Consider the following 18,688-nt stretch of genomic DNA (forward strand, 5'->3'; position numbering starts at 1 on the left):
CTTTTAACCTACGAAACTTTCATATTCCAAACAACCTAGAACTTAAACGTCCCCCGGATCCCTTCCCATCCCTGATCCTTCTCGCTCAAGTTCAACTTCGTCCCATCCTCCAGCTGATAGCCTTTAGCTGAAGCATTTCCCTGGTATTCCCCAACGACCTGAGGCCACTTTACCCCGATCTCCGGGTCATTCCAAGCCAATCCGCCTTCATCGCCCGGATGATAGAAGTCCGTGCACTTATAGCAGAACTCAGCAATATCAGAGAGTACAAGGAAGCCATGCGCAAAGCCTTCCGGGATGTAGAACTGCTTCTTATTTTCTTCGGTCAGTTCCACTCCGAACCATTTCCCATAAGTCTCAGACTCACTTCTCAGATCTACGGCAACATCAAACACATGCCCTTTAATGACCCGAACAAGCTTCCCCTGTGGGAATTCCTTCTGGAAATGGAGCCCGCGCAGCACACCCTTGGTGGAGCAGGACTGGTTATCCTGCACAAACTGCATCGTAAGCCCCGCCTCTTCCATATCCTTCTGGTTATATGTTTCCATAAAATATCCTCTGGAATCACCGTGGACAGCCGGCTCGATAATGCAGAGTCCTTCGATGCCGCCAACGTTTTTCTCAACCTTAATCTGTCCCATCGTTACCTCCTAGAAATCAATTTCTTTTAAATATCTGTCAAGTGCATCCTGCCATGTAGGAAGCAGTGTAAATCCGTTCTCGGTCAGCTTACTTTTATCCAGTCTGCTGTTGAATGGACGTTTTGCTTTAGAAGCGCCGTATTCCTCAGTAGTGACCGGAATCACATGAAGACGATCCGTAGAATATTCCGGGCGTCCCATGTCAGCAGCCTGGCGGAAGATCTCCACCGTAAAATCATACCAGCTGATATACCCGCCCTCGTTTGTAGCGTGGTAATATCCATATTTTTCTGTTTCGATCATATCTACAAGCAGCTTTGCCAGATCATAAGTATAGGTAGGAGTACCGATCTGGTCGCTCACAACCTTGATCGTATCGTGAGTCTTTCCAAGATTCAGCATGGTCTTGATGAAATTCTTGCCGTTCTTTCCAAATACCCATGCGATACGCACGATAAAATATTTTTCCAGATGATCTGCCACAGCCAGCTCCCCGGCAAGCTTTGTCTCGCCATACACGCTGAGCGGTTTATAATCCTTACAGTCTGGCTGCCAGGGCTCTTCACCCTGTCCGTCAAACACATAATCTGTAGAAAGATACAGCATTTTGCAGTCCAGCTCCTTGCAGACCTTTGCGATATTTTCTGTTCCAACAGCATTAACCAGACGAACCTTTTCACGGTTTTCGTCATCCTCGGCAGCATCTACTGCAGTCCAGGCAGCACAGTGGATGACCGCATCCGGTGCAGTCTCGCAAAGGACTTTATTTACAGAGACAGCGTCCGTGATATCCATTTCCTCAATATCAACTCCGACAGCCTCATGCCCGCGTTTTGCCAGTTCATTCATACAGTCATATCCAAGCTGTCCTTTTACACCCGTTACTAATACTTTCATATACTCACTCCATTTCTAAAAGAGGCTAGCGGTTTCCATACATTTTTTCATAGTAATTCTGGTATTCGCCGGAAATGATGTTTTCCCACCATTCCTTATTCTCCAGATACCATTTGATCGTTTTCTTAATACCATCCGCAAACTTCGTTTCCGGCAGCCAGCCCAGCTCATTGTGGATCTTGGTCGGGTCGATCGCGTAACGCATATCGTGCCCCTTTCTGTCTGTCACATAAGTGATCAGGCTTTCCGGTTTGCCCAGTTCCTTACAGATGATCTTCACAATATCGATATTTTTCATCTCGTTATGTCCGCCGATGTTGTAGACCTCTCCAACACGTCCTTTGTGGATGATCAGATCAATGGCTTTACAGTGGTCCTCAACATACAGCCAGTCGCGGACGTTTTCCCCTTTGCCGTAAACCGGGAGCGGCTTATCATTCAGAGCATTGGCGATCATCAGCGGGATCAGTTTCTCCGGGAAATGATATGGGCCATAGTTGTTGGAGCAGCGGCTGATCGTCACAGGCAGACCATAAGTACGGTGGTAAGCCATAACAAGCAGGTCAGCACCTGCCTTGGATGAGCTGTACGGAGAACTGGTGTGGATCGGAGTCTCTTCTGTAAAGAATAAGTCCGGCCGGTCCAGAGGAAGATCTCCGTAGACCTCATCGGTAGATACCTGGTGGTAACGGGTGATCCCGTACTTTCTGCAGGCATCCATCAGCACAGCGGTTCCTTTAATATTGGTATCTAAGAATACCTCCGGGTCCTCGATGGAACGGTCTACGTGGCTTTCTGCCGCGAAATTGACTACGATGTCCGGGTGCTCTTCCTCAAATAATCTGTAAACAGCCTCACGGTCTGTAATGCTTTCCTTTACAAAACGAAAATTCGGATTGTCCATGACCGGTGCGAGAGTAGTCAGGTTTCCCGCATATGTCAGGCAGTCCAGACAGATGATCCGGTAATCCGGGTATTTGTCTAACATATGAAAAATAAAGTTGCTTCCGATAAATCCGGCACCGCCGGTTACGATAATGTTCATAGATCTAATCTCCTTAATGTATATTCTTTCCTGTTCTCATTTCATGATACAAATATTTCTGCTTCCATCACAAAATGGTTCTTCTTAAAAGCTTCCTAGTGCAGGACATCCAGATACTTTCCGTCCAGAACATCCTTCAAGTACTGTCCATACTGGTTTTTCTTGAGCACTTCATATACCTTTAATACATCTTCCTTTGTGATCCAGCCGTTCAGATAAGCGATCTCCTCCAGGCAGGCGATCTTACGGTGCTGATGGGATTCTACGGTCTTCACGAAATTCGTAGCTTCCACAAGGCTCTCATGTGTACCGGTATCCAGCCAGGTGAATCCTTGTCCGAGCAGCTCTACATTCAGGTGGCCTTTTTCCAGATAAATGCGGTTCAGATCGGTGATCTCCAACTCCCCGCGGGCGCTTGGCTCTAAGTTTCTGGCGTAATCTACTACCTTGTTGTCGTAGAAATATAACCCTGTGACACAGTAGTTGCTCTTTGGCTGTGCAGGCTTTTCTTCTATAGAAATAGCTTTTCCTTCCTCGTTGAATTCCACGATACCAAAACGCTCAGGATCATCGACATAATATCCAAAGACTGTCGCGCCTCTGCCTGATTCTGCATTTTGTACAGCGGCTTTCAGACGTTTGGTAAGACCGTGGCCTGCGAAAATATTATCGCCCAGTACCATGGCTACCGTATCATTGCCGATGAATTCCTCTCCGATAATAAATGCCTGTGCAAGACCGTCCGGACTCGGCTGAACTGCATAAGTAAGCTCCACACCGAATTGATGGCCGTCACCTAATAATTCCTTGAAACGCGGAGTATCCTGTGGTGTTGAGATAATTAAAATGTCGCGGATGCCTGCATTCATCAGAACGGACATCGGATAATAGATCATTGGTTTATCATAGATCGGCAGTAATTGTTTGGATGTTACCATTGTCAGAGGATAAAGGCGTGTGCCGGAACCTCCTGCTAAAATAATTCCCTTCATGTAAACTCTCCTTTGTTCATTGTGTACTGCATTTCTCGTCTGTACCTTGTGCAGCACAAGTTGCTTAGGCCATAACTGCATTATAAAAGATTACCTTAGGTCACCTTCAAGCCTTTTTATGAAAATTTTAGAAAGATTAGTTTTTTTTACAGCTATAGCTTTCTTCTGTCTTATATAGTTTGTACAAAATTCATGAAGGATATCTGTATATAATGCCTAAAATTGAGGGATTTGTCCGAAAACGGACATGTGTCCTTTTTTAAAATTGGAGAAATGTATATAATAACATTATCAAAAGAAAGAAAAACGAAATTTTAGAAAACAAACGAAAGAAAACGAAGATAAGAATGGAGCGATGGTTATGAGTCAGACGATCAAAGAGCAGATCAGGGAGACTCCCGGTGCTACTTTAAAATATGTAGAAGAGCTGTTTGGCGAGGAGATGGACAGGATCCTGAACCTGGCCCGGCTGATGAAGGTAAAAGAAGGAAAACGATTTATTACCCAGAACGACGAGATCAAGGCCATTTATATTTTGATCGCGGGAAAAGTAAATGTATTAGAGGAGTACCGGACAGGCGATGTGTATATTTTCCAGGAAAATACAGTGCCCAGTATATTTGGGGAGATGGAAATTATCGCAGATATGGAGGTGTTTCTGGCTTCCCTGCTTGCCAAGACAGACTGCCTGATGGTGGTAGTCCCCAAAAGTGTCTACCTGGATTTTATCAGGCGGCATCCACAGATCTTGTACCAGAGAGCACAGTTCAACCTAAAAGACCTATTGACGAGCGGACAGGATAACCGACTCTACCTGCAGCTTAAGAGTGAGGACCGAATGAAATTATATCTGATCAAAAAATACAAAAGAAAGGATTCGGAAGAACACTGCGTCATCACTAAGACGAAGCAGGAGATCGCCGATGAGATCGGATATTCGCAGAAAACAGTTCTGCGCGCCTTAAAAGAGCTTGATAAAGAGGGGTACCTGTCCGTATCGGGCCATAAGATATTGATCAAAGAAGAGCAGTATCGGAAAATGGTCGACAGTATTGAGCAGATCACATGTGATTCCTATAAATAATAAAATGAAAGAAAGAAGGAGTGATTATGAGTCAGATATTGGATATTGTAACATCAAGATCTATGACTTACGAACAAAAGCTGGTGTCACTGGCACATGCGGCAGAGGATACACTGGATGTATTGGAGATGCCGGAAAGAACAAAATACTTTTTGGAGAAGGGGGCGATCAATGACTTATTTGAGGGGCATGCGCCATACCGGCCAAGATATGTGATGCCGGATTATGGAAAGTATGTCAAAAACGGAAGTGAGTTTTTAGGGGTAGAACCTCCAAAGGATCTGGATGAACTGCTTACCAGCCTGCAGATCATTTACCATCACGTACCGTCTATCACAAGCTTCCCGGTATACCTGGGAGACTTGGACAAGTTGATCGAGCCGTTTATCTCTGAGCTGAGTGATGAGGAGGTAAAGCATAAACTGCGGCTGTTCTTAAACTTCCTGGACCGCACGATTACGGACAGCTTCTGTCACGCGAATCTGGGACCGGAAGAGACGAGGGCGGGCAGACTGATCCTGGAATTGGAAAAAGAATTGTCCAACGCGGTACCGAACTTCACACTGAAATATGACCCGGAACTGACCAGCGATTCCTTTGCGGAGCAGGCACTCTATACCAGCCTTTTCTGTGCAAATCCGGCGATCTGCAATCACAGGGTACATAAGGCTACTTATCCCGGAGAATATGGGATCTCAAGCTGCTACAATATCCTTCCGGTGGGGGGAGGTTCCTATACGCTGACCAGGATCACACTCTCGGAGTTAGCGCCTCTTGCAAAGGATGTCACAGATTTTCTGGATAACCTTCTTCCGGAATGCCTGGCAGCAATGGGAGCGTATATGAATGAGAGGGTACGTTTCCTGGTAGAAGAATCCGGATTTTTTGAAAGCTCTTTTCTCTCCCGTGAGGGATTGATCGATCCGGACAGATTCGTAGGAATGTTTGGCGTAACCGGAATGGCAGAATGTATCAACACGCTTTTAAAGTCACAGGGAAAACGCTATGGACATGACAAAGAGGCTGATGATCTGGCAGAACAGATCATGAAGCAGATATCGGCCTTCGCAGCAGAGTTCCCGGCAAGATACTCCAAGGTTGCAGGAGGACATTTTATGCTGCACGCCCAGGTCGGACTGGAAAGTGATCTGGGGATCACCTCAGGGGTTCGCATCCCGGTGGGAGATGAGCCGGATAGTTTTTATGACCATCTGCGGCACAGCGCAAGATTCCACCGTGAGATCACGACAGGCTGCGGGGACATTTTTTCCATGGAGACTACGGCAAGGAACAATCCGGCGGCAATGCTGGATGTGGTAAAGGGGGCATTCAAGGAAGGGGTCAAGTACATGAGCTTCTATGAGAAGAACAGCGACCTGGTAAGGATCACCGGATTTTTAGTGAAAAGATCTGAGATGGAAAAATACAGGAAAGGGGATACCGTGCTTCAGAATACAACCCAGCTTGGAGCACCGAATTACGACCACAACCGTCTCGCAGAAAGAAAAGTGAGGATGGTATGAAAAAAGCACCGGTAAATAAGATCATCCCGTTCAGCGTGGTGGATGGGATCGGGAACAGGACGTCCATTTTCCTGCAGGGCTGCAACATTCATTGCGGCTACTGCCATAACCCGGAGACACAGAATCTGTGTATTAGCTGCGGCCGGTGTGTAGAAGGATGTCCTGCGGGAGCACTGAGAATGGAAGCAGGAGAGGTCTGCTGGGATGCAGAAAAATGTGTCCAGTGTGACCGCTGCATTACAGTATGTCCTCACTTTGCATCCCCAAAGATCCGTTACATGGATGCAGCAGAGGTTTTTAAGCTGGTGGAGAAAGGGATTCCCTTTATTCGCGGCATCACAGTTTCCGGCGGGGAGTGTATGCTGTATCCCGAATTTCTGACAGAACTGTTTCAAACTGCTAAAGGTCATGGACTGACCTGCCTTGCAGACAGCAATGGAATGGTGGACTTTTCTAAGTATCCAAAACTGCTTGAGGTATGTGACGGTGTTATGCTGGATGTGAAGTCCTGGCAGGAGGAAGTGCATCAAAGACTGACGGGAAGCACGAATGAGACTGTGAAGAAAAATCTAAAGCTGCTGGCAGAGCTTGGAAAACTGGAAGAGCTGCGCATCGTCTGCCTGCCGGGCCAGGTCGATGCCGGAGCGGCGGTTGAAGGGATCTGTAAGACGATCCCGGGATATGTAAAGGAAGTTAAATTAAAGCTGATCATGTTCCGAAATTTTGGTGTGAAGGGGGCATTTGCCGAACTGGAATCTCCTTCGATGGCATATATGGAAGAATTGAAGAAACATGCACAGGCAGCAGGCTTTCGAAAAATAATGATTACCTAAAAAGAAATTGAGAAAAAGGAAATAATAAAAAGTAAATAAGAAAAAGAGGAAGAAAGGATGGTCCCCCGGGACCAGGAAGGAAAAAACAATGAAAAAGATGGCATTACTTATGACACTCGTGATGGCAGTTTCTTTAGCAGGCTGCGGCGGTAACAGTAAGAAGACAGAGGGTAAGGACACAGATGGAAAAGGAGCAAAGACGGAGTTTTCGGCATCTATGGTATGTGATACAGGCGGAATCAATGACCAGAGCTTTAACCAGTCCTCCTGGGAAGGACTGCAGGAATTTGCGGAAAGTGAAGGTGCAAAGGTCAATTATCTGGAATCTACACAGGCATCTGACTTTGCAACAAACTTTGACAAGCTTTCCGATGAAGACCTGAACCTTATCTGGGGAATCGGATACAATGTTGCAGATGCTTTGAAAAACTCAGCCGAGATGAACCCGGATAAAACCTATGCGATCGTGGATTATGATTTTGGGGAGGAGACCCCGGATAATGTGGTTTGCACTACCTTCAATGTGCAGGATTCCTCTTTCTTAGTAGGATACATCGCAGGGCTTATGACAGAAACCGATCATATCGGTTACATCGGGGGAATGAAGAGCCCGACTATGGATCTGTTCGAGTATGGATACCGCGCAGGTGCCGGCTATGCAGCGAAGGAATTGAACAAAGAGATCACAGTGGACGTACAGTATGCGGAAAGCTTTACGGACTCTGCAAAAGGAAAAGCAATGGCAAAATCCATGTACAGTTCAGGCTGTGACATTCTGTTCCATGCAGCCGGAGGAGTCGGAGTCGGCGCGATCGAGGAAGCAGCAGAAGAGGGAAAATGGATCATCGGAGTGGATCGTGACCAGTCCTACCTTGCACCGGAAAATATTTTGACTTCTGCGCTTAAGGTTACAGGTGTCGCAACAAAAGAGATCTCCAAGAAGATAAAAGACGGGGAAGATATTGCAGGGCAGTCCTTTGCCTATGGATTAAAGGAAGGCGCTGTCGGTATCCCGAGTGAGAATCCAAACCTGGCAGACGGTGTTTATGATAAGACAATGGAAGTACAGAAGCTGATTGAAGCAGGAGAGATCACACCTCCATCCACAGAGGAAGAATTCAACCAGTTTGGAAAATAGTAGAGGGGGAAATACCTTTGAATAACGGGAAAGAATACGCGGTACAAATGCATGGGATCACCAAACGGTTCGGCTCATTTACGGCTCTGGACGGCATGGACCTGGATGTGAAAAAGGGAAGCATTCATTCCATTCTCGGTGAGAACGGAGCAGGGAAGAGTACGCTGATGAATGTGTTATATGGCTTATACCAGCCGGAAGAGGGCGAGATATTCATTGATGGTGAGGAAGTCCGCATGAAGAGTCCCAATGTTGCCTTGGAGCATGGGATCGGCATGGTACATCAGCATTTTAAACTGGTGGGCTGTTTTACGGTGACACAGAATATTGTACTGGGCCTGGAGCCGGTCCGCGGTATGGGCGTATTAGATATGAAGGAAGCAAGGAAGCGGGTCATCGATATCACACAGAAATATGGACTGGATGTGGACCCGGATGCGCTGGTGGATAATATTTCGGTTGGAATGCAGCAGCGCGTGGAAATCTTAAAAGCGCTGTACCGGGAGGCTTCGATCCTGATCCTGGACGAGCCGACAGCCGTGCTGACTCCGCAGGAGATCGACGAACTCATCCATATCATGCACAAGCTGGCCGACAGTGGAAAGACGATCATTGTGATCACACATAAGCTGAAAGAGATCAAAAAGTCAGCAGAGTACTGTACCATCATCCGAAAAGGGACGTATGTCAAGACGGTGGATGTTTCTAAAGTAACGGAAGAGGAACTGGCGGCAGACATGGTGGGGCATGCGGTCAAGCTGAAGGTGGAGAAAGAAAAGGCCGTACCGGGAGACGTGGTATTTGAGATCGACCGCCTGACTGTGAAAAACGAGAAGGGACTGGATGCAGTGAAAGACCTGTCCCTTCAGGTAAGAAGCCATGAGATCGTAGGGATTGCCGGGATTGACGGAAACGGGCAGAAGGAGCTGGTGGAGGCAATTGCAGGCCTGGTGAAGGCCCAGAGCGGACGGATCGTGATCGAGGGCAGAGAAGTACAGAATACCTCTCCGAAAAATGTGATCGACCACAGGATCAGTATTATCCATGAGGACCGCCACAAGAAAGGCCTGGTATTAGATTTCGAAGTCTCTGAAAATGCGGTTTTGGAGACCTATAATAGTAAGAAGTTTTCAAAAAAAGGATTCTTAAACAGGACGGCGATCTCAGAATTTACCAGAGAATTGATCCGGGATTACGATGTACGTCCAAGTGACTGTGAGCACAGCAAGGCCGTGGGCCTGTCCGGCGGAAATCAGCAGAAGATCATTATAGGCCGGGAGATCGCCAATGATCCGTCCCTGTTGATCGCAGTGCAGCCCACCAGGGGGCTGGATGTGGGTGCCATTGAATATGTGCACAAGATGCTGGTGCGGGAGCGGGATAAAGGGAAAGCGATCCTTTTGATCTCACTGGAATTGGATGAGGTAATGAGCGTGGCAGATACGATCGCGGTGATCTATGACGGCAGTATCGTAAAAACCTTCCGTCAGGGAGACGCAGATGAACAGACGCTGGGATTGTATATGGCAGGAGGAAGTGCAAATGGAACGATTATCGAAGATATGTAAAAAGCAGATCACGGTCACAGTACTTGCGGTCCTGTGCGGATTCTTAGTGGCGGCGTTGATCCTGGCCTGTACAGGCTACAGCCCGGCGGACGCATTTGCTATCTTGGGAGAAGGGATTTTCTCAAAGCCAAAGTATATCGTCAATGTGATCGTGAAGGCGACTCCCATCATATTGACTGGCCTGAGCGTTGTATTCGCATTTAAAGTGGGACTGTTCAATATTGGGGCGGAAGGTGAATATATTGTCGGGACGATCGTGGCAGTGATCATTGGGATCACCTGTGATTTCCCGCCTGTGATCCAGTTTCTCCTGATCCTGGCCGGAGGAATGCTGGCCGGTGCACTGTATGGGGCTGTGATCGGATTTCTGAAAGCAAAGTTCGGGATCCATGAGGTGATCACCGGAATCATGCTGAACTGGATCGCATTTTATGCGGCTAATTATGTGGTCACACTGGAGCGTTTTCATCAGCCGGACTCCTCCAGCACCTATGAGATCAATGAATCCGGGATGGATCTGATCTACAGATTTAAAATGTCAGAGAGCGGGCGGGAAGCAGTTAAAAATTCACCGCTGCTTTTGGAGACAGTAGGAAAAACAGATCTGAACATCGGGATTGTGATTGCGGTGGCCGCGGCAGTGCTGGTCTGGGTTATTTTAAGGAAGACGACGAAGGGATTTGCTCTTAGGACCGTGGGCTTTAACAAAGAGGCAGCCCAGTGCGCAGGGATCAATGTGAAGAAAAAGTCATTCATGCTATGATGATTTCCGGGGCACTGGCAGGACTTTCCGGGGCATTGATGATTACGGGCGTTTCTCACAAGATCATGACCCTTGCGGCAACCGAAAATTACGGGTTTAACGGGCTGTCCGTGGCCATGCTGGCAGGAAACTCACCGATCGGTGCGATCTTTGCCGGATTACTATTCGCAGGGCTGTTTTATGGGGGCGGCTCCATCCAGTCTTCCATCGGCGCCCCTTCGGAGATCATCAACATTATGGTCGGCACGATCGTATTTTTTGTGGCAATTGCGGGGCTGTTCCCAATGATCGTGGAAAAGCTTGGAAGGAAGGTGGCAAAGCGTGGGTAATAATATACTGTTATTGTTAAGCATTACAGTGATGTATGCGACCCCTTTGATATTCGGAGCCATGGGCGGCCTTGTCAGTGAGAAAAGCGGCGTGACAAATATCGGGATCGAGGGGATGATGAGTCTGGGTGCCTCCACGGCAGTGTGTGTGACGTATGCGACAGGGCACCCGTGGGCAGGCTTTTTAGCGGCAGGTGCGGCGGCAGGGGTGCTTGCACTTCTGCATGCAGCAGCCTCCGTTTCTTTACGGGCGGACCAGACTGTATCCGGCATTGCGATCAACCTGATCGGGCCGGGGATCTCATTGTTTATGACCAGGCAGATGTTTGGCGTGACCAATACCCCTGCCGTTCCCGCCAAGCTGCCTAAGATTTTCGGAAATAAAGCAGGTGAAGGCGCACTTAGTTATTTTAACTTTGATATCACGGTCATCCTTGCGCTGGTGCTTACTGTTTTGGCCTGGTTTATTTTCTACAAGACCAAGTGGGGGCTTCGGGTCCGTGCAGTAGGGGAGCATCCGCAGGTGGCAGACACCCTGGGGATCAGTGTTTATAAGATCCGCTATATCTGTGTCATCCTGTCTGGGATCCTCTCCGGATTCGGCGGTGCAGCTATGACGCTGGCTATCATCTCCAACTTTACACCGACAGCCATCAGCGGTCATGGATTTATCGCTCTGGCTGCAGTGATCTTTGGAAAATGGAAACCTTTTGGAGTCTATGGGGCATGTATGCTGTTCGGTCTCGCACAGGCACTGGCGATCCTATTGGGAGGAGCAGACCTGATACCGTCACAGATCCTGGCGATGCTGCCGTATATACTGACCATTGCGGTACTGGTCTTATTTGTAAGAAATGTATCTGCACCGAAAGCCAGCGGTGTACCATTTGAAAAAGGACAGAGATAAGGAAGATATGAGATCATAGAGGGCGGCTTTGAAGCAGAACCGGCAGTAAGGTGAAACAGCGAGAGCAGTTTTGTTTACAAGGCCGCGCAGCATCAATAGATGGAAAGCAGGAACGAGAGGAAGGAAGATTTACATGATAAGAATGTATGACTGTATAATGAAGAAAAAGAAGGGGGAGAAGTTAAGCAATCACGAGATCAGAGAGATGATCTCCGGTTATGTTAAGGGTGAGATCCCGGATTATCAGATGTCCGCCATGCTGATGGCAGTCTGTTTCCGGGGGATGGACAAAGAAGAGATCACGGAACTGACGATGGCCATGGCACAGTCCGGGGATATGGTGGATTTATCTTCCATCCCGGGCGTAAAGGTCGATAAGCACAGTACCGGAGGAGTCGGGGATAAGACCACACTGATACTGGGACCCATCGTTGCCGCTTGCGGTGTGAAGGTGGCAAAAATGTCAGGCAGAGGCTTAGGCCATACCGGAGGCACCATCGACAAATTGGAATCCATCCCGGGATTTCGTACCTCCCTGGATCAGAAGGAATTCTTCTCTATCATAGATCAGGTAGGATTCAGTGTGGCAGGACAGACGGGAAACCTGGCTCCGGCGGACAAGAAGCTGTATGCGCTGCGTGATGTCACGGGAACCGTAGACAGTATCCCCTTGATCGCGGCGTCTATCATGAGCAAAAAGCTGGCATCAGGCAGTGACTGCATCCTGCTGGATGTGAAGGCCGGCAGCGGGGCATTTATGAAGACCGTTGAGGAGGCTGTGGAGCTTGCCAAGTGTATGGTCTCGATTGGAGAACAGTGTAACAGAAGGACCATTGCTATGATCACGGATATGGATATCCCGCTTGGATGTGCCATCGGGAATTCTATGGAAGTGGCAGAAGCCGTGGAGACACTCCGGGGAGAGGGACCAAAGGATCTATATGAAGTCTGTATCGAACTTGCCGGAAATATGCTGTATCTCGCAGGAAAAGGGACACTCAGTGAATGCTGTAAAATGGCAGAAGAGGCGGTGTTAGACGGCCGTGCACTGTCCAAATTGAAAGAGATGGTGGAAGCCCAAAGTGGAAATGTACTTGTGATAGAAGATCCGGCAAATTTTGAAAAGGCACCGTATTCTTATGAGGTGAAGGCTTCACAGGACGGATATGTGGCACACATGGATACCGAAAAATGTGGGATCGCATCCGTTGCCCTGGGGGCAGGAAGAGCAACAAAGGAGAGCAGTATCGATTATTCTGCCGGGATCATGCTTCATAAAAAGACAGGCGATCCTATAAAACAAGGCGAGGTACTGGCAACACTTTACGCCTCCTCAGAAGCGCTGTTCAAGGAAGCGGCAGAACTTTTGACAGAAGCCTGTCAGATAGAGGAAGTCTGTCCTAAAAAAGAGCCGCTGATCTACGCGAAGGTGACGGATGAGGGCGTTGAATGGAGGCAGCAGTAAGTGAAAAGAGTGTTTTTGATCGTATTGGACAGCTTTGGGATCGGATATGAACCGGATGCGGATCAGTTTGGTGATGTTGGAGCAAATACGCTGCGCAGTGTCAGCATGTCAAAAGATTTCTGTATCCCTAATATGGAGCGAATGGGACTGCTGCGGATTCAGGGTGCAGAAGTGAACAGCGGGACAGAAGCATACGCGGGAGAACCGGCAGCGGCTTATGGAAGACTGCGGGAGAGATCCGCCGGGAAAGATACCACAGTTGGACATTGGGAGATAGCAGGACTGATATCAGACAATCCGTTCCCCGTCTACCCGAATGGATTCCCGGAGGAGATCATCCGGGCTTTGGAAGAAAAAACGGGAAGAAAGGTCTTATGCAACCGTCCCGCTTCCGGTACAGAGGTGATCCGGGAATACGGAGAAGAACAGATGGAAACAGGGGGGCTGATCGTATATACGTCCGCGGACAGTGTATTCCAGATAGCGGCCCACGAAGGGATCGTACCCCTGGAGGAGCTTTACCGTGACTGCCAGATTGCCAGAGCGCTCCTTACGGGGCGTCATGGAGTGGCACGTGTGATCGCACGGCCGTTTGAGGGAGAGCCGGGGGATTTCAGGAGGACTGCGAACCGGCATGATTTTTCCCTGGAGCCGCCGGCCGATACCATGCTGGATTATCTGAAACGGGAAGGCCTGGATACGATCGGAGTCGGAAAGATCTCCGATATTTTCGCCGGAAAGGGGATATCCAGAAGGATACCGACAAGGAGCAATACAGATGGCATGGAGCAGACCCTAAAGATACAGAAGGAAGATTTCGGGGGGCTTTGTTTTGTGAATCTTGTAGATTTTGACATGGTATACGGGCATAGAAATGATGTGGATGGATATGCGGAAGCATTGTCGGAATTTGATGCATGGCTTTCTGATTTCGAAAAAGGCATGAGGGAAGAGGATGTACTGCTGATTACAGCAGATCACGGATGTGATCCGGGCTTTCCGGGAACAGATCACACCCGGGAGTATATCCCGCTCCTGGCATATGGGAGACCAGTCAGAAAAGGTGTGGATCTGGGATCCAGAGAGACATTTGCAGATATCGCAAAGACAGTGCTGGATTATCTTGGAATCCCGAATTCATTAGATGGAGAGTCCATGGCAGCCGATATGCTGTCCATCGGATAAGAATAAAAAAGTGTGCAGTTTAAGGAAGAAAGACTGTTTTTGGTGGATAGACATAAAAACGGGCTCTTCTTTAAACCGCACACTTTGTTCTTTCTATTGGTAATAGAGATCGATCTAAATCCGCTAGGAGCAGATGAACACTCCCGCCTCCTTGGTAATATGGAATCCGCCTGCCGTTTTTTTCTTCACATAGGAACGGAATTCTTTATAGTGCTCCAGAATGTATTGATTCTGGTTGCCGTGGCAGGAGAGGATATAAGAGATCAGTGGTTCCGGCTCCGGGATCAGGAGGGAATCCTCATAGAGTTTCCAAGTCACTTTCTTAAAATAGGGGGACAGGATCTCGGTACCGTTCTCCCGTCCAAATTTATTATAAAGTTTATCCGCTGACAGAACGATCCGTTCATCGAATTCTTCTACCAGGTGACTGACTTCTTCCATATGGTGCCGGCTGTAGGCACTGCATAAGAAATATCCGCCGGGTTTGAGAACTCTCTGTACTTCCTGGCACACGCGGTCGATATCTTCGCAGTAGAAGAGGACATGGTTGGCGATGACCAGATCTACACTGTGATCTTCATAAGGAATCTGGGAACAGTCAAAAACCCGGCAGGAAAAGCGGGAGTCATCCGGTCCCACTGCCCGCCGTGCGTCACGCAGCATACCTTCTGAAATGTCAGAAAGTGTGATATGCACCTGTGCGGGAATCAGTGCCAGATTTTCCTTCCAGAGCGTACCGTCTCCGCAGCCGATTTCAAGAATTTCCATACCATTCTCGATTCTGCTCTGTTCATAGATCCATGGGAACCATCCCTGGGGATTCTGGGAATACAGACTGTGGAGATTGATCCGTGCGGAAATATTGGAGGCATTCTGATATTGATTTTTCAGACTGTTTTCCATGCCTGTCAGATGGATCAGGTTCAGCATCTGGCTCCAGTCTATATGGCGCTCCTTCTGGATGGCGGCGGCGGTATCCTGGATCGCCTTTTCTACCAGCTGCATCTGTTCGATGCGGTCCCGGACCAGTTTGAGCTGGATATTCAGCGAGTTCAGCATAAAGTGGTAATCTGAATCGTCGATCGTCATCTCCCGGATATCATCCAGGGAAAACCCCAGATATTTCAGCAGAAGGATCTGCTGAAGCCGCGCAAAGTCTTCATCTGTGTAAAACCGCGCCCCGGCTTCAGTGACATAGGAGGGCTTCAAAATATCCTGTTTATCATAATAGCGGATCGTGCGCAGGGTCACATGCGCCATACGCGCGAATTCGCCGGAAGAATAGTATCCTGCTTTTTTCATGGCTCATTTCCTTCTTTCTTAGATAAGGATATTATAAAGGGAAAAGCCGGAAGTGGCAATGGACAATATGCAAGGATTCCACATCTGTATGTTCTGGATCGGCGGTCTGTATTTCCATCAGTAATTCCTATAATGCCGCAGAAATGCTTCCTGCATCTGATCGTCGATCTGTCGGTCATATGGTGTAGAGCAGTGTAAAATGGCAAATAAGACAAAGGTGATCAGGCAGAACAAGGCAATGCCGGTCAAAAAGATAAAATAAATCATAAAGCCCCTCCTTATGATATTTGGGTATTCTATATTATATGCAGAGAAAGAGGTAAAAATCCGGGGAGATATATTTTTCTTGGAGTTTAGAGAATGTGTAAATCAAAGAAAGAAGGCGAAAATGAATAGTATGGGATGAAGAAAGTAATGTGCCCCGGCTGCTTCATACAGCCGGGGCGCATTGTCTTAACATAGATTTTGCAAAACCGTACCTTATTTATTGGTAACAAATATGAACTTTACTTCCCCATCCATTTCATCGGAGATTCCTGAGAAGTTCTTATAATTCTTGGAGGCATCCACCATCGTATTCAGCTTATCCAGCATTCCTTCGATATCTCCGTCAAATGCACTGACGAGCTTCTGAATTCCTTCCTCGTTGAACCGGATCATACCGTCATTCAGTGTCTTTGCACCGTCATCCAGCTGTTTGACTCCGTCGATCAGGGCATCGGAGCCGGTCTGTAATGTCTGGATCCCGTCTGCCAGTGTTCCGGCTCCGGTGTTTAACTCACCGGCACCTGAGGATAACCGGGAGGCACCGTCAGATACATTCTTAGCACCCTTGTCAGCGTCTGCCATCTTCTCATTCAGCGTGGCGGCCCCGGAGTTTACACTGGAAGCGCCTGTGGAAAGCTGGTTCAATCCATCTGTAAGACCGTTCTTGCCGTCGATTCCGCTAAGAAGCTGTGAAGTTCCGGCTTTCAGCTGGGAGACTCCTGCATTTACCAGGGCGCCAAGTCCCTCCTTACCGTTCACACCCTCGTTGAGAGAACCGATGCCGGCCCTGATGCTGGGGACACCGTTTGCAGGATCACCGCTATTGAGTGCTGCATCGAGTGACTGGGCACCGAGACGGATACTTGGCACACCGGTAGAGGCGTCGCCGTCATTCAGGGCTGAACTGATGGCCTGGGACGCACTTCGGATACTCGGTGTTTGGGTGGAAGGATCGCCTGTATTCATCGCCGCATCTAAACGGGCTGCCCCGGCAGCTAAATCACCGGAAGCAAGGGAATCATATAGTGCAGAAGCTCCATCTGCAATGGTCTGTGCCATGCCGGCAGGAGTCTGTACATCAGCCGCAGCCTCTGCATTCTGGGCAGATATTCCATTGCGCTGTTCCTGTTCCCAGGAGAGTGAGTCGATTACAGAATTTAATGTACCAAGGGTTTCCTCGGAGACATTGGCATTCTCATCGCTGGCCAAAGAATCCCGTAAAGCCTGCAGCTGGGCTATCTCATCGTAACTGTCCGTGGTGTCGGCGCTGTATGTGACAGCACTGTTTCCCGACAGAGCAGCACTCAGTGCACCGGCAGCGTCACTTAATTGTTTTGCAGATGCAGCAGCACTCTGAACACCTGCATCCAGCGCAGCAGCACCGTCAGCCGCCTGCTGTATTCCGCTGTTTAATGCGGCAGCGCCGTCAGCTGTCTTCTGGATCCCGGCATCTAAAGCAGCAGCACCGTCAGCGGCCTGTGTAATTCCGGCATTTAAGTCGGAAACACCCTGGCACAGGACAGGAAGCTTTTCACCCAGAGATTTTTGCATTTCCAGGACTCCGGCATCCAAAGTCTTCACCCCTGGCAGCAGTTCGCCAGAGACTTTCTTGGAAACCAGGCCCAGGCCGGCATTTAACTTTTGTGTACCAGAGCTTAAGATTCCCGCTCCTTCTGCCAGTTGTCCGGTTCCGTCTGCCAAAAGGGAGCTGCCGTCTGCCAGATCCCTGCTTCCATCCAGCAGTGTACCGGTTCCGGTCTTCAAGGTCTTACTTCCGTCAGCCAGCTGTCCGATCCCGTCCTTAAGCGTTTTGGAGGAGGATAATAAGGTATCCAGCCCTTTCCTAAGCTCTCCGGATCCGTCAACCAGCTGATCTGCGCTGTCCTGCAGTTTTTTCATAGAGCTCTTTAAGTCGGACAGGTCATCCAGTTTATCTGTCTCCAGCTCGTTGAATATTTCATTCGTAGCAATGGTGATTCCCTCGACAGTCTCATAATCTGTTACATCAGCTTCCATTTCGAAATAGTCCGGGATATTCAGGTCCTTAACACCAAGAGTTGATTTCATTTCCGGCAGCCCCATTCCCAGTACCATATCGCGGTCTCCGTCAGAAACCAGTTTGCCGTTTGTAACCTTTACATTTGTGAACTTATCGGTATCCAGGATCAGACCTGTGACCATCAAAAATGGTGTATATTCTTTCCCGGATTTTGCTGTCGCATTTTCATACTGATAACGCATAACAAGATGGCCGCTCTTCCCGTCCAGCTGGTCTGCGCTGATATCTTTTCCGTCCAGCTTATAGGTGATCTTTACTCCTACGGGGAGTGTTTGATCCGTTGTTCCCTGATAACAGATGTCCTTGCTGTCTCCGCTCCAGGTAAGAGTGCTGCTGTTCTGGGAAAATGCTTCGTCACCCTTGACATTCTCGATATTCTCCAGGGTGGATACATCCTTGATCCTGCTGATGTCAGTTACATTTTTCAACTGGTCAGACACGGTGACAGAAGTAACGGTACCGCTTCCATCTATTTTGGCATAGACAGTCTCGTCCTTAAGAGTCTTTACATCAGAAGAGGACTTCTTGTCGGACTTTGTATCAGTCTTATCAGCAGATGACTCAGTTTTTACATGATTCTCCTTTGCATATACTACGGTAGAAGCAGAAGATAATGTTCCGGCGACCATAGTCATTGCGAGTACAATTGCAACCAGTGTTTTATATTCTCTGTTTTTCATTTCAATA

17 protein-coding genes are annotated in these 18,688 nt (G+C 48.4%); 10 read left to right on the forward strand and 7 right to left on the reverse strand.

All coding sequences use genetic code 11. The features are described from left to right. Nucleotides 1-35: 35 nt before the first annotated feature. From rfbC to rfbA, 4 genes are all read right to left on the reverse strand, one after another. Nucleotides 36-644, reverse strand: coding sequence for a dTDP-4-dehydrorhamnose 3,5-epimerase (gene rfbC / locus AC4OGX_RS18870; RefSeq protein ID WP_493332268.1), 609 nt, complete (start codon nucleotides 642-644; stop codon nucleotides 36-38). Nucleotides 645-653: 9 nt separating this feature from the next. Further along, nucleotides 654-1,541, reverse strand: coding sequence for a dTDP-4-dehydrorhamnose reductase (gene rfbD, locus AC4OGX_RS18875; protein WP_493332269.1), 888 nt, complete (start codon nucleotides 1,539-1,541; stop codon nucleotides 654-656). Nucleotides 1,542-1,566: 25 nt separating this feature from the next. Then, nucleotides 1,567-2,586 (reverse strand): dTDP-glucose 4,6-dehydratase, encoded by a 1,020-nt coding sequence (gene rfbB / locus AC4OGX_RS18880; RefSeq protein ID WP_493332270.1) that lies wholly within the window; start codon nucleotides 2,584-2,586, stop codon nucleotides 1,567-1,569. Nucleotides 2,587-2,681: 95 nt separating this feature from the next. Beyond that, a complete protein-coding gene (gene rfbA, locus AC4OGX_RS18885) occupies nucleotides 2,682-3,578 on the reverse strand; it encodes a glucose-1-phosphate thymidylyltransferase RfbA (protein WP_493332272.1) in 897 nt (298 codons plus the stop codon). Nucleotides 3,579-3,939: 361 nt separating this feature from the next. On the opposite strand from rfbA, the gene AC4OGX_RS18890 reads away from it, so the two are divergent. The 10 genes from AC4OGX_RS18890 to AC4OGX_RS18935 all read left to right on the forward strand — a co-directional run bounded on the left by AC4OGX_RS18890 (nucleotide 3,940) and on the right by AC4OGX_RS18935 (nucleotide 14,373). Then, on the forward strand, nucleotides 3,940-4,662 hold the full coding sequence (locus tag AC4OGX_RS18890) for a Crp/Fnr family transcriptional regulator (protein ID WP_493332274.1): 723 nt from the start codon (nucleotides 3,940-3,942) through the stop codon (nucleotides 4,660-4,662). Between the two features lie 26 nt (nucleotides 4,663-4,688). Then, complete coding sequence (locus AC4OGX_RS18895; RefSeq protein ID WP_493332276.1) at nucleotides 4,689-6,185, forward strand: YjjI family glycine radical enzyme; 1,497 nt, start codon at nucleotides 4,689-4,691, stop codon at nucleotides 6,183-6,185. Beyond that, a complete protein-coding gene (locus AC4OGX_RS18900) occupies nucleotides 6,182-7,018 on the forward strand; it encodes a YjjW family glycine radical enzyme activase (RefSeq protein WP_493332278.1) in 837 nt (278 codons plus the stop codon). Before AC4OGX_RS18895 ends, AC4OGX_RS18900 begins: the two co-directional genes overlap by 4 nt. Before the next feature lie 88 nt (nucleotides 7,019-7,106). Beyond that, nucleotides 7,107-8,156, forward strand: a complete 1,050-nt coding sequence (locus tag AC4OGX_RS18905) for a BMP family lipoprotein (RefSeq protein ID WP_493332280.1) — start codon at nucleotides 7,107-7,109, stop codon at nucleotides 8,154-8,156. 47 nt (nucleotides 8,157-8,203) lie between these two features. Then, nucleotides 8,204-9,724 carry an ABC transporter ATP-binding protein gene (locus AC4OGX_RS18910; RefSeq protein ID WP_493332308.1) on the forward strand — a complete coding sequence of 507 codons (1,521 nt, stop codon included), beginning with the start codon at nucleotides 8,204-8,206 and terminating at the stop codon, nucleotides 9,722-9,724. Next, nucleotides 9,699-10,487: an ABC transporter permease gene (locus AC4OGX_RS18915; RefSeq protein WP_493332282.1), complete on the forward strand. Its 789-nt coding sequence runs from the start codon at nucleotides 9,699-9,701 to the stop codon at nucleotides 10,485-10,487. Before AC4OGX_RS18910 ends, AC4OGX_RS18915 begins: the two co-directional genes overlap by 26 nt. Beyond that, nucleotides 10,484-10,816, forward strand: coding sequence for an ABC transporter permease subunit (locus tag AC4OGX_RS18920; RefSeq protein WP_493332283.1), 333 nt, complete (start codon nucleotides 10,484-10,486; stop codon nucleotides 10,814-10,816). The genes AC4OGX_RS18915 and AC4OGX_RS18920 overlap by 4 nt, the downstream gene beginning before the upstream one ends. Continuing rightward, the gene (locus AC4OGX_RS18925) at nucleotides 10,809-11,723 is read left to right on the forward strand and encodes an ABC transporter permease (RefSeq protein ID WP_493332284.1); all 915 of its coding nucleotides are present in this window, start codon (nucleotides 10,809-10,811) and stop codon (nucleotides 11,721-11,723) included. The genes AC4OGX_RS18920 and AC4OGX_RS18925 overlap by 8 nt, the downstream gene beginning before the upstream one ends. Nucleotides 11,724-11,859: 136 nt before the next feature. Then, a complete protein-coding gene (locus tag AC4OGX_RS18930) occupies nucleotides 11,860-13,188 on the forward strand; it encodes a pyrimidine-nucleoside phosphorylase (protein WP_493332310.1) in 1,329 nt (442 codons plus the stop codon). Continuing rightward, nucleotides 13,189-14,373 carry a phosphopentomutase gene (locus tag AC4OGX_RS18935; RefSeq protein ID WP_493332285.1) on the forward strand — a complete coding sequence of 395 codons (1,185 nt, stop codon included), beginning with the start codon at nucleotides 13,189-13,191 and terminating at the stop codon, nucleotides 14,371-14,373. Between the two features lie 123 nt (nucleotides 14,374-14,496). Here AC4OGX_RS18935 and AC4OGX_RS18940 read toward each other — a convergent pair whose 3' ends face one another. The 3 genes from AC4OGX_RS18940 to AC4OGX_RS18950 form a co-directional block, all read right to left on the reverse strand. After that, nucleotides 14,497-15,675 (reverse strand): MerR family transcriptional regulator, encoded by a 1,179-nt coding sequence (locus tag AC4OGX_RS18940; RefSeq protein ID WP_493332287.1) that lies wholly within the window; start codon nucleotides 15,673-15,675, stop codon nucleotides 14,497-14,499. A 117-nt stretch (nucleotides 15,676-15,792) separates the two neighbouring features. Beyond that, the gene (locus tag AC4OGX_RS18945) at nucleotides 15,793-15,942 is read right to left on the reverse strand and encodes a hypothetical protein (protein WP_493332288.1); all 150 of its coding nucleotides are present in this window, start codon (nucleotides 15,940-15,942) and stop codon (nucleotides 15,793-15,795) included. Nucleotides 15,943-16,155: 213 nt separating this feature from the next. Next, nucleotides 16,156-18,681, reverse strand: a complete 2,526-nt coding sequence (locus AC4OGX_RS18950) for a hypothetical protein (RefSeq protein ID WP_493332289.1) — start codon at nucleotides 18,679-18,681, stop codon at nucleotides 16,156-16,158. Nucleotides 18,682-18,688: the final 7 nt, after the last annotated feature.

The sequence above is a fragment of the Faecalicatena sp. genome, from assembly GCF_058819085.1.

Coding starts and splice junctions, on each gene's coding strand:
- AC4OGX_RS18940 (WP_493332287.1), bottom strand. CDS start 15,675: ATGAAAAAAGCAGGATACTATTCTTCCGGCGAATTCGCGCGTATGGCG.
- AC4OGX_RS18915 (WP_493332282.1), top strand. CDS start 9,699: ATGGAACGATTATCGAAGATATGTAAAAAGCAGATCACGGTCACAGTA.
- AC4OGX_RS18890 (WP_493332274.1), top strand. CDS start 3,940: ATGAGTCAGACGATCAAAGAGCAGATCAGGGAGACTCCCGGTGCTACT.
- AC4OGX_RS18905 (WP_493332280.1), top strand. CDS start 7,107: ATGAAAAAGATGGCATTACTTATGACACTCGTGATGGCAGTTTCTTTA.
- rfbB (WP_493332270.1), bottom strand. CDS start 2,586: ATGAACATTATCGTAACCGGCGGTGCCGGATTTATCGGAAGCAACTTT.
- AC4OGX_RS18895 (WP_493332276.1), top strand. CDS start 4,689: ATGAGTCAGATATTGGATATTGTAACATCAAGATCTATGACTTACGAA.
- rfbD (WP_493332269.1), bottom strand. CDS start 1,541: ATGAAAGTATTAGTAACGGGTGTAAAAGGACAGCTTGGATATGACTGT.
- rfbA (WP_493332272.1), bottom strand. CDS start 3,578: ATGAAGGGAATTATTTTAGCAGGAGGTTCCGGCACACGCCTTTATCCT.
- AC4OGX_RS18945 (WP_493332288.1), bottom strand. CDS start 15,942: ATGATTTATTTTATCTTTTTGACCGGCATTGCCTTGTTCTGCCTGATC.
- AC4OGX_RS18950 (WP_493332289.1), bottom strand. CDS start 18,681: ATGAAAAACAGAGAATATAAAACACTGGTTGCAATTGTACTCGCAATG.
- AC4OGX_RS18900 (WP_493332278.1), top strand. CDS start 6,182: ATGAAAAAAGCACCGGTAAATAAGATCATCCCGTTCAGCGTGGTGGAT.
- rfbC (WP_493332268.1), bottom strand. CDS start 644: ATGGGACAGATTAAGGTTGAGAAAAACGTTGGCGGCATCGAAGGACTC.
- AC4OGX_RS18920 (WP_493332283.1), top strand. CDS start 10,484: ATGATGATTTCCGGGGCACTGGCAGGACTTTCCGGGGCATTGATGATT.
- AC4OGX_RS18910 (WP_493332308.1), top strand. CDS start 8,204: ATGCATGGGATCACCAAACGGTTCGGCTCATTTACGGCTCTGGACGGC.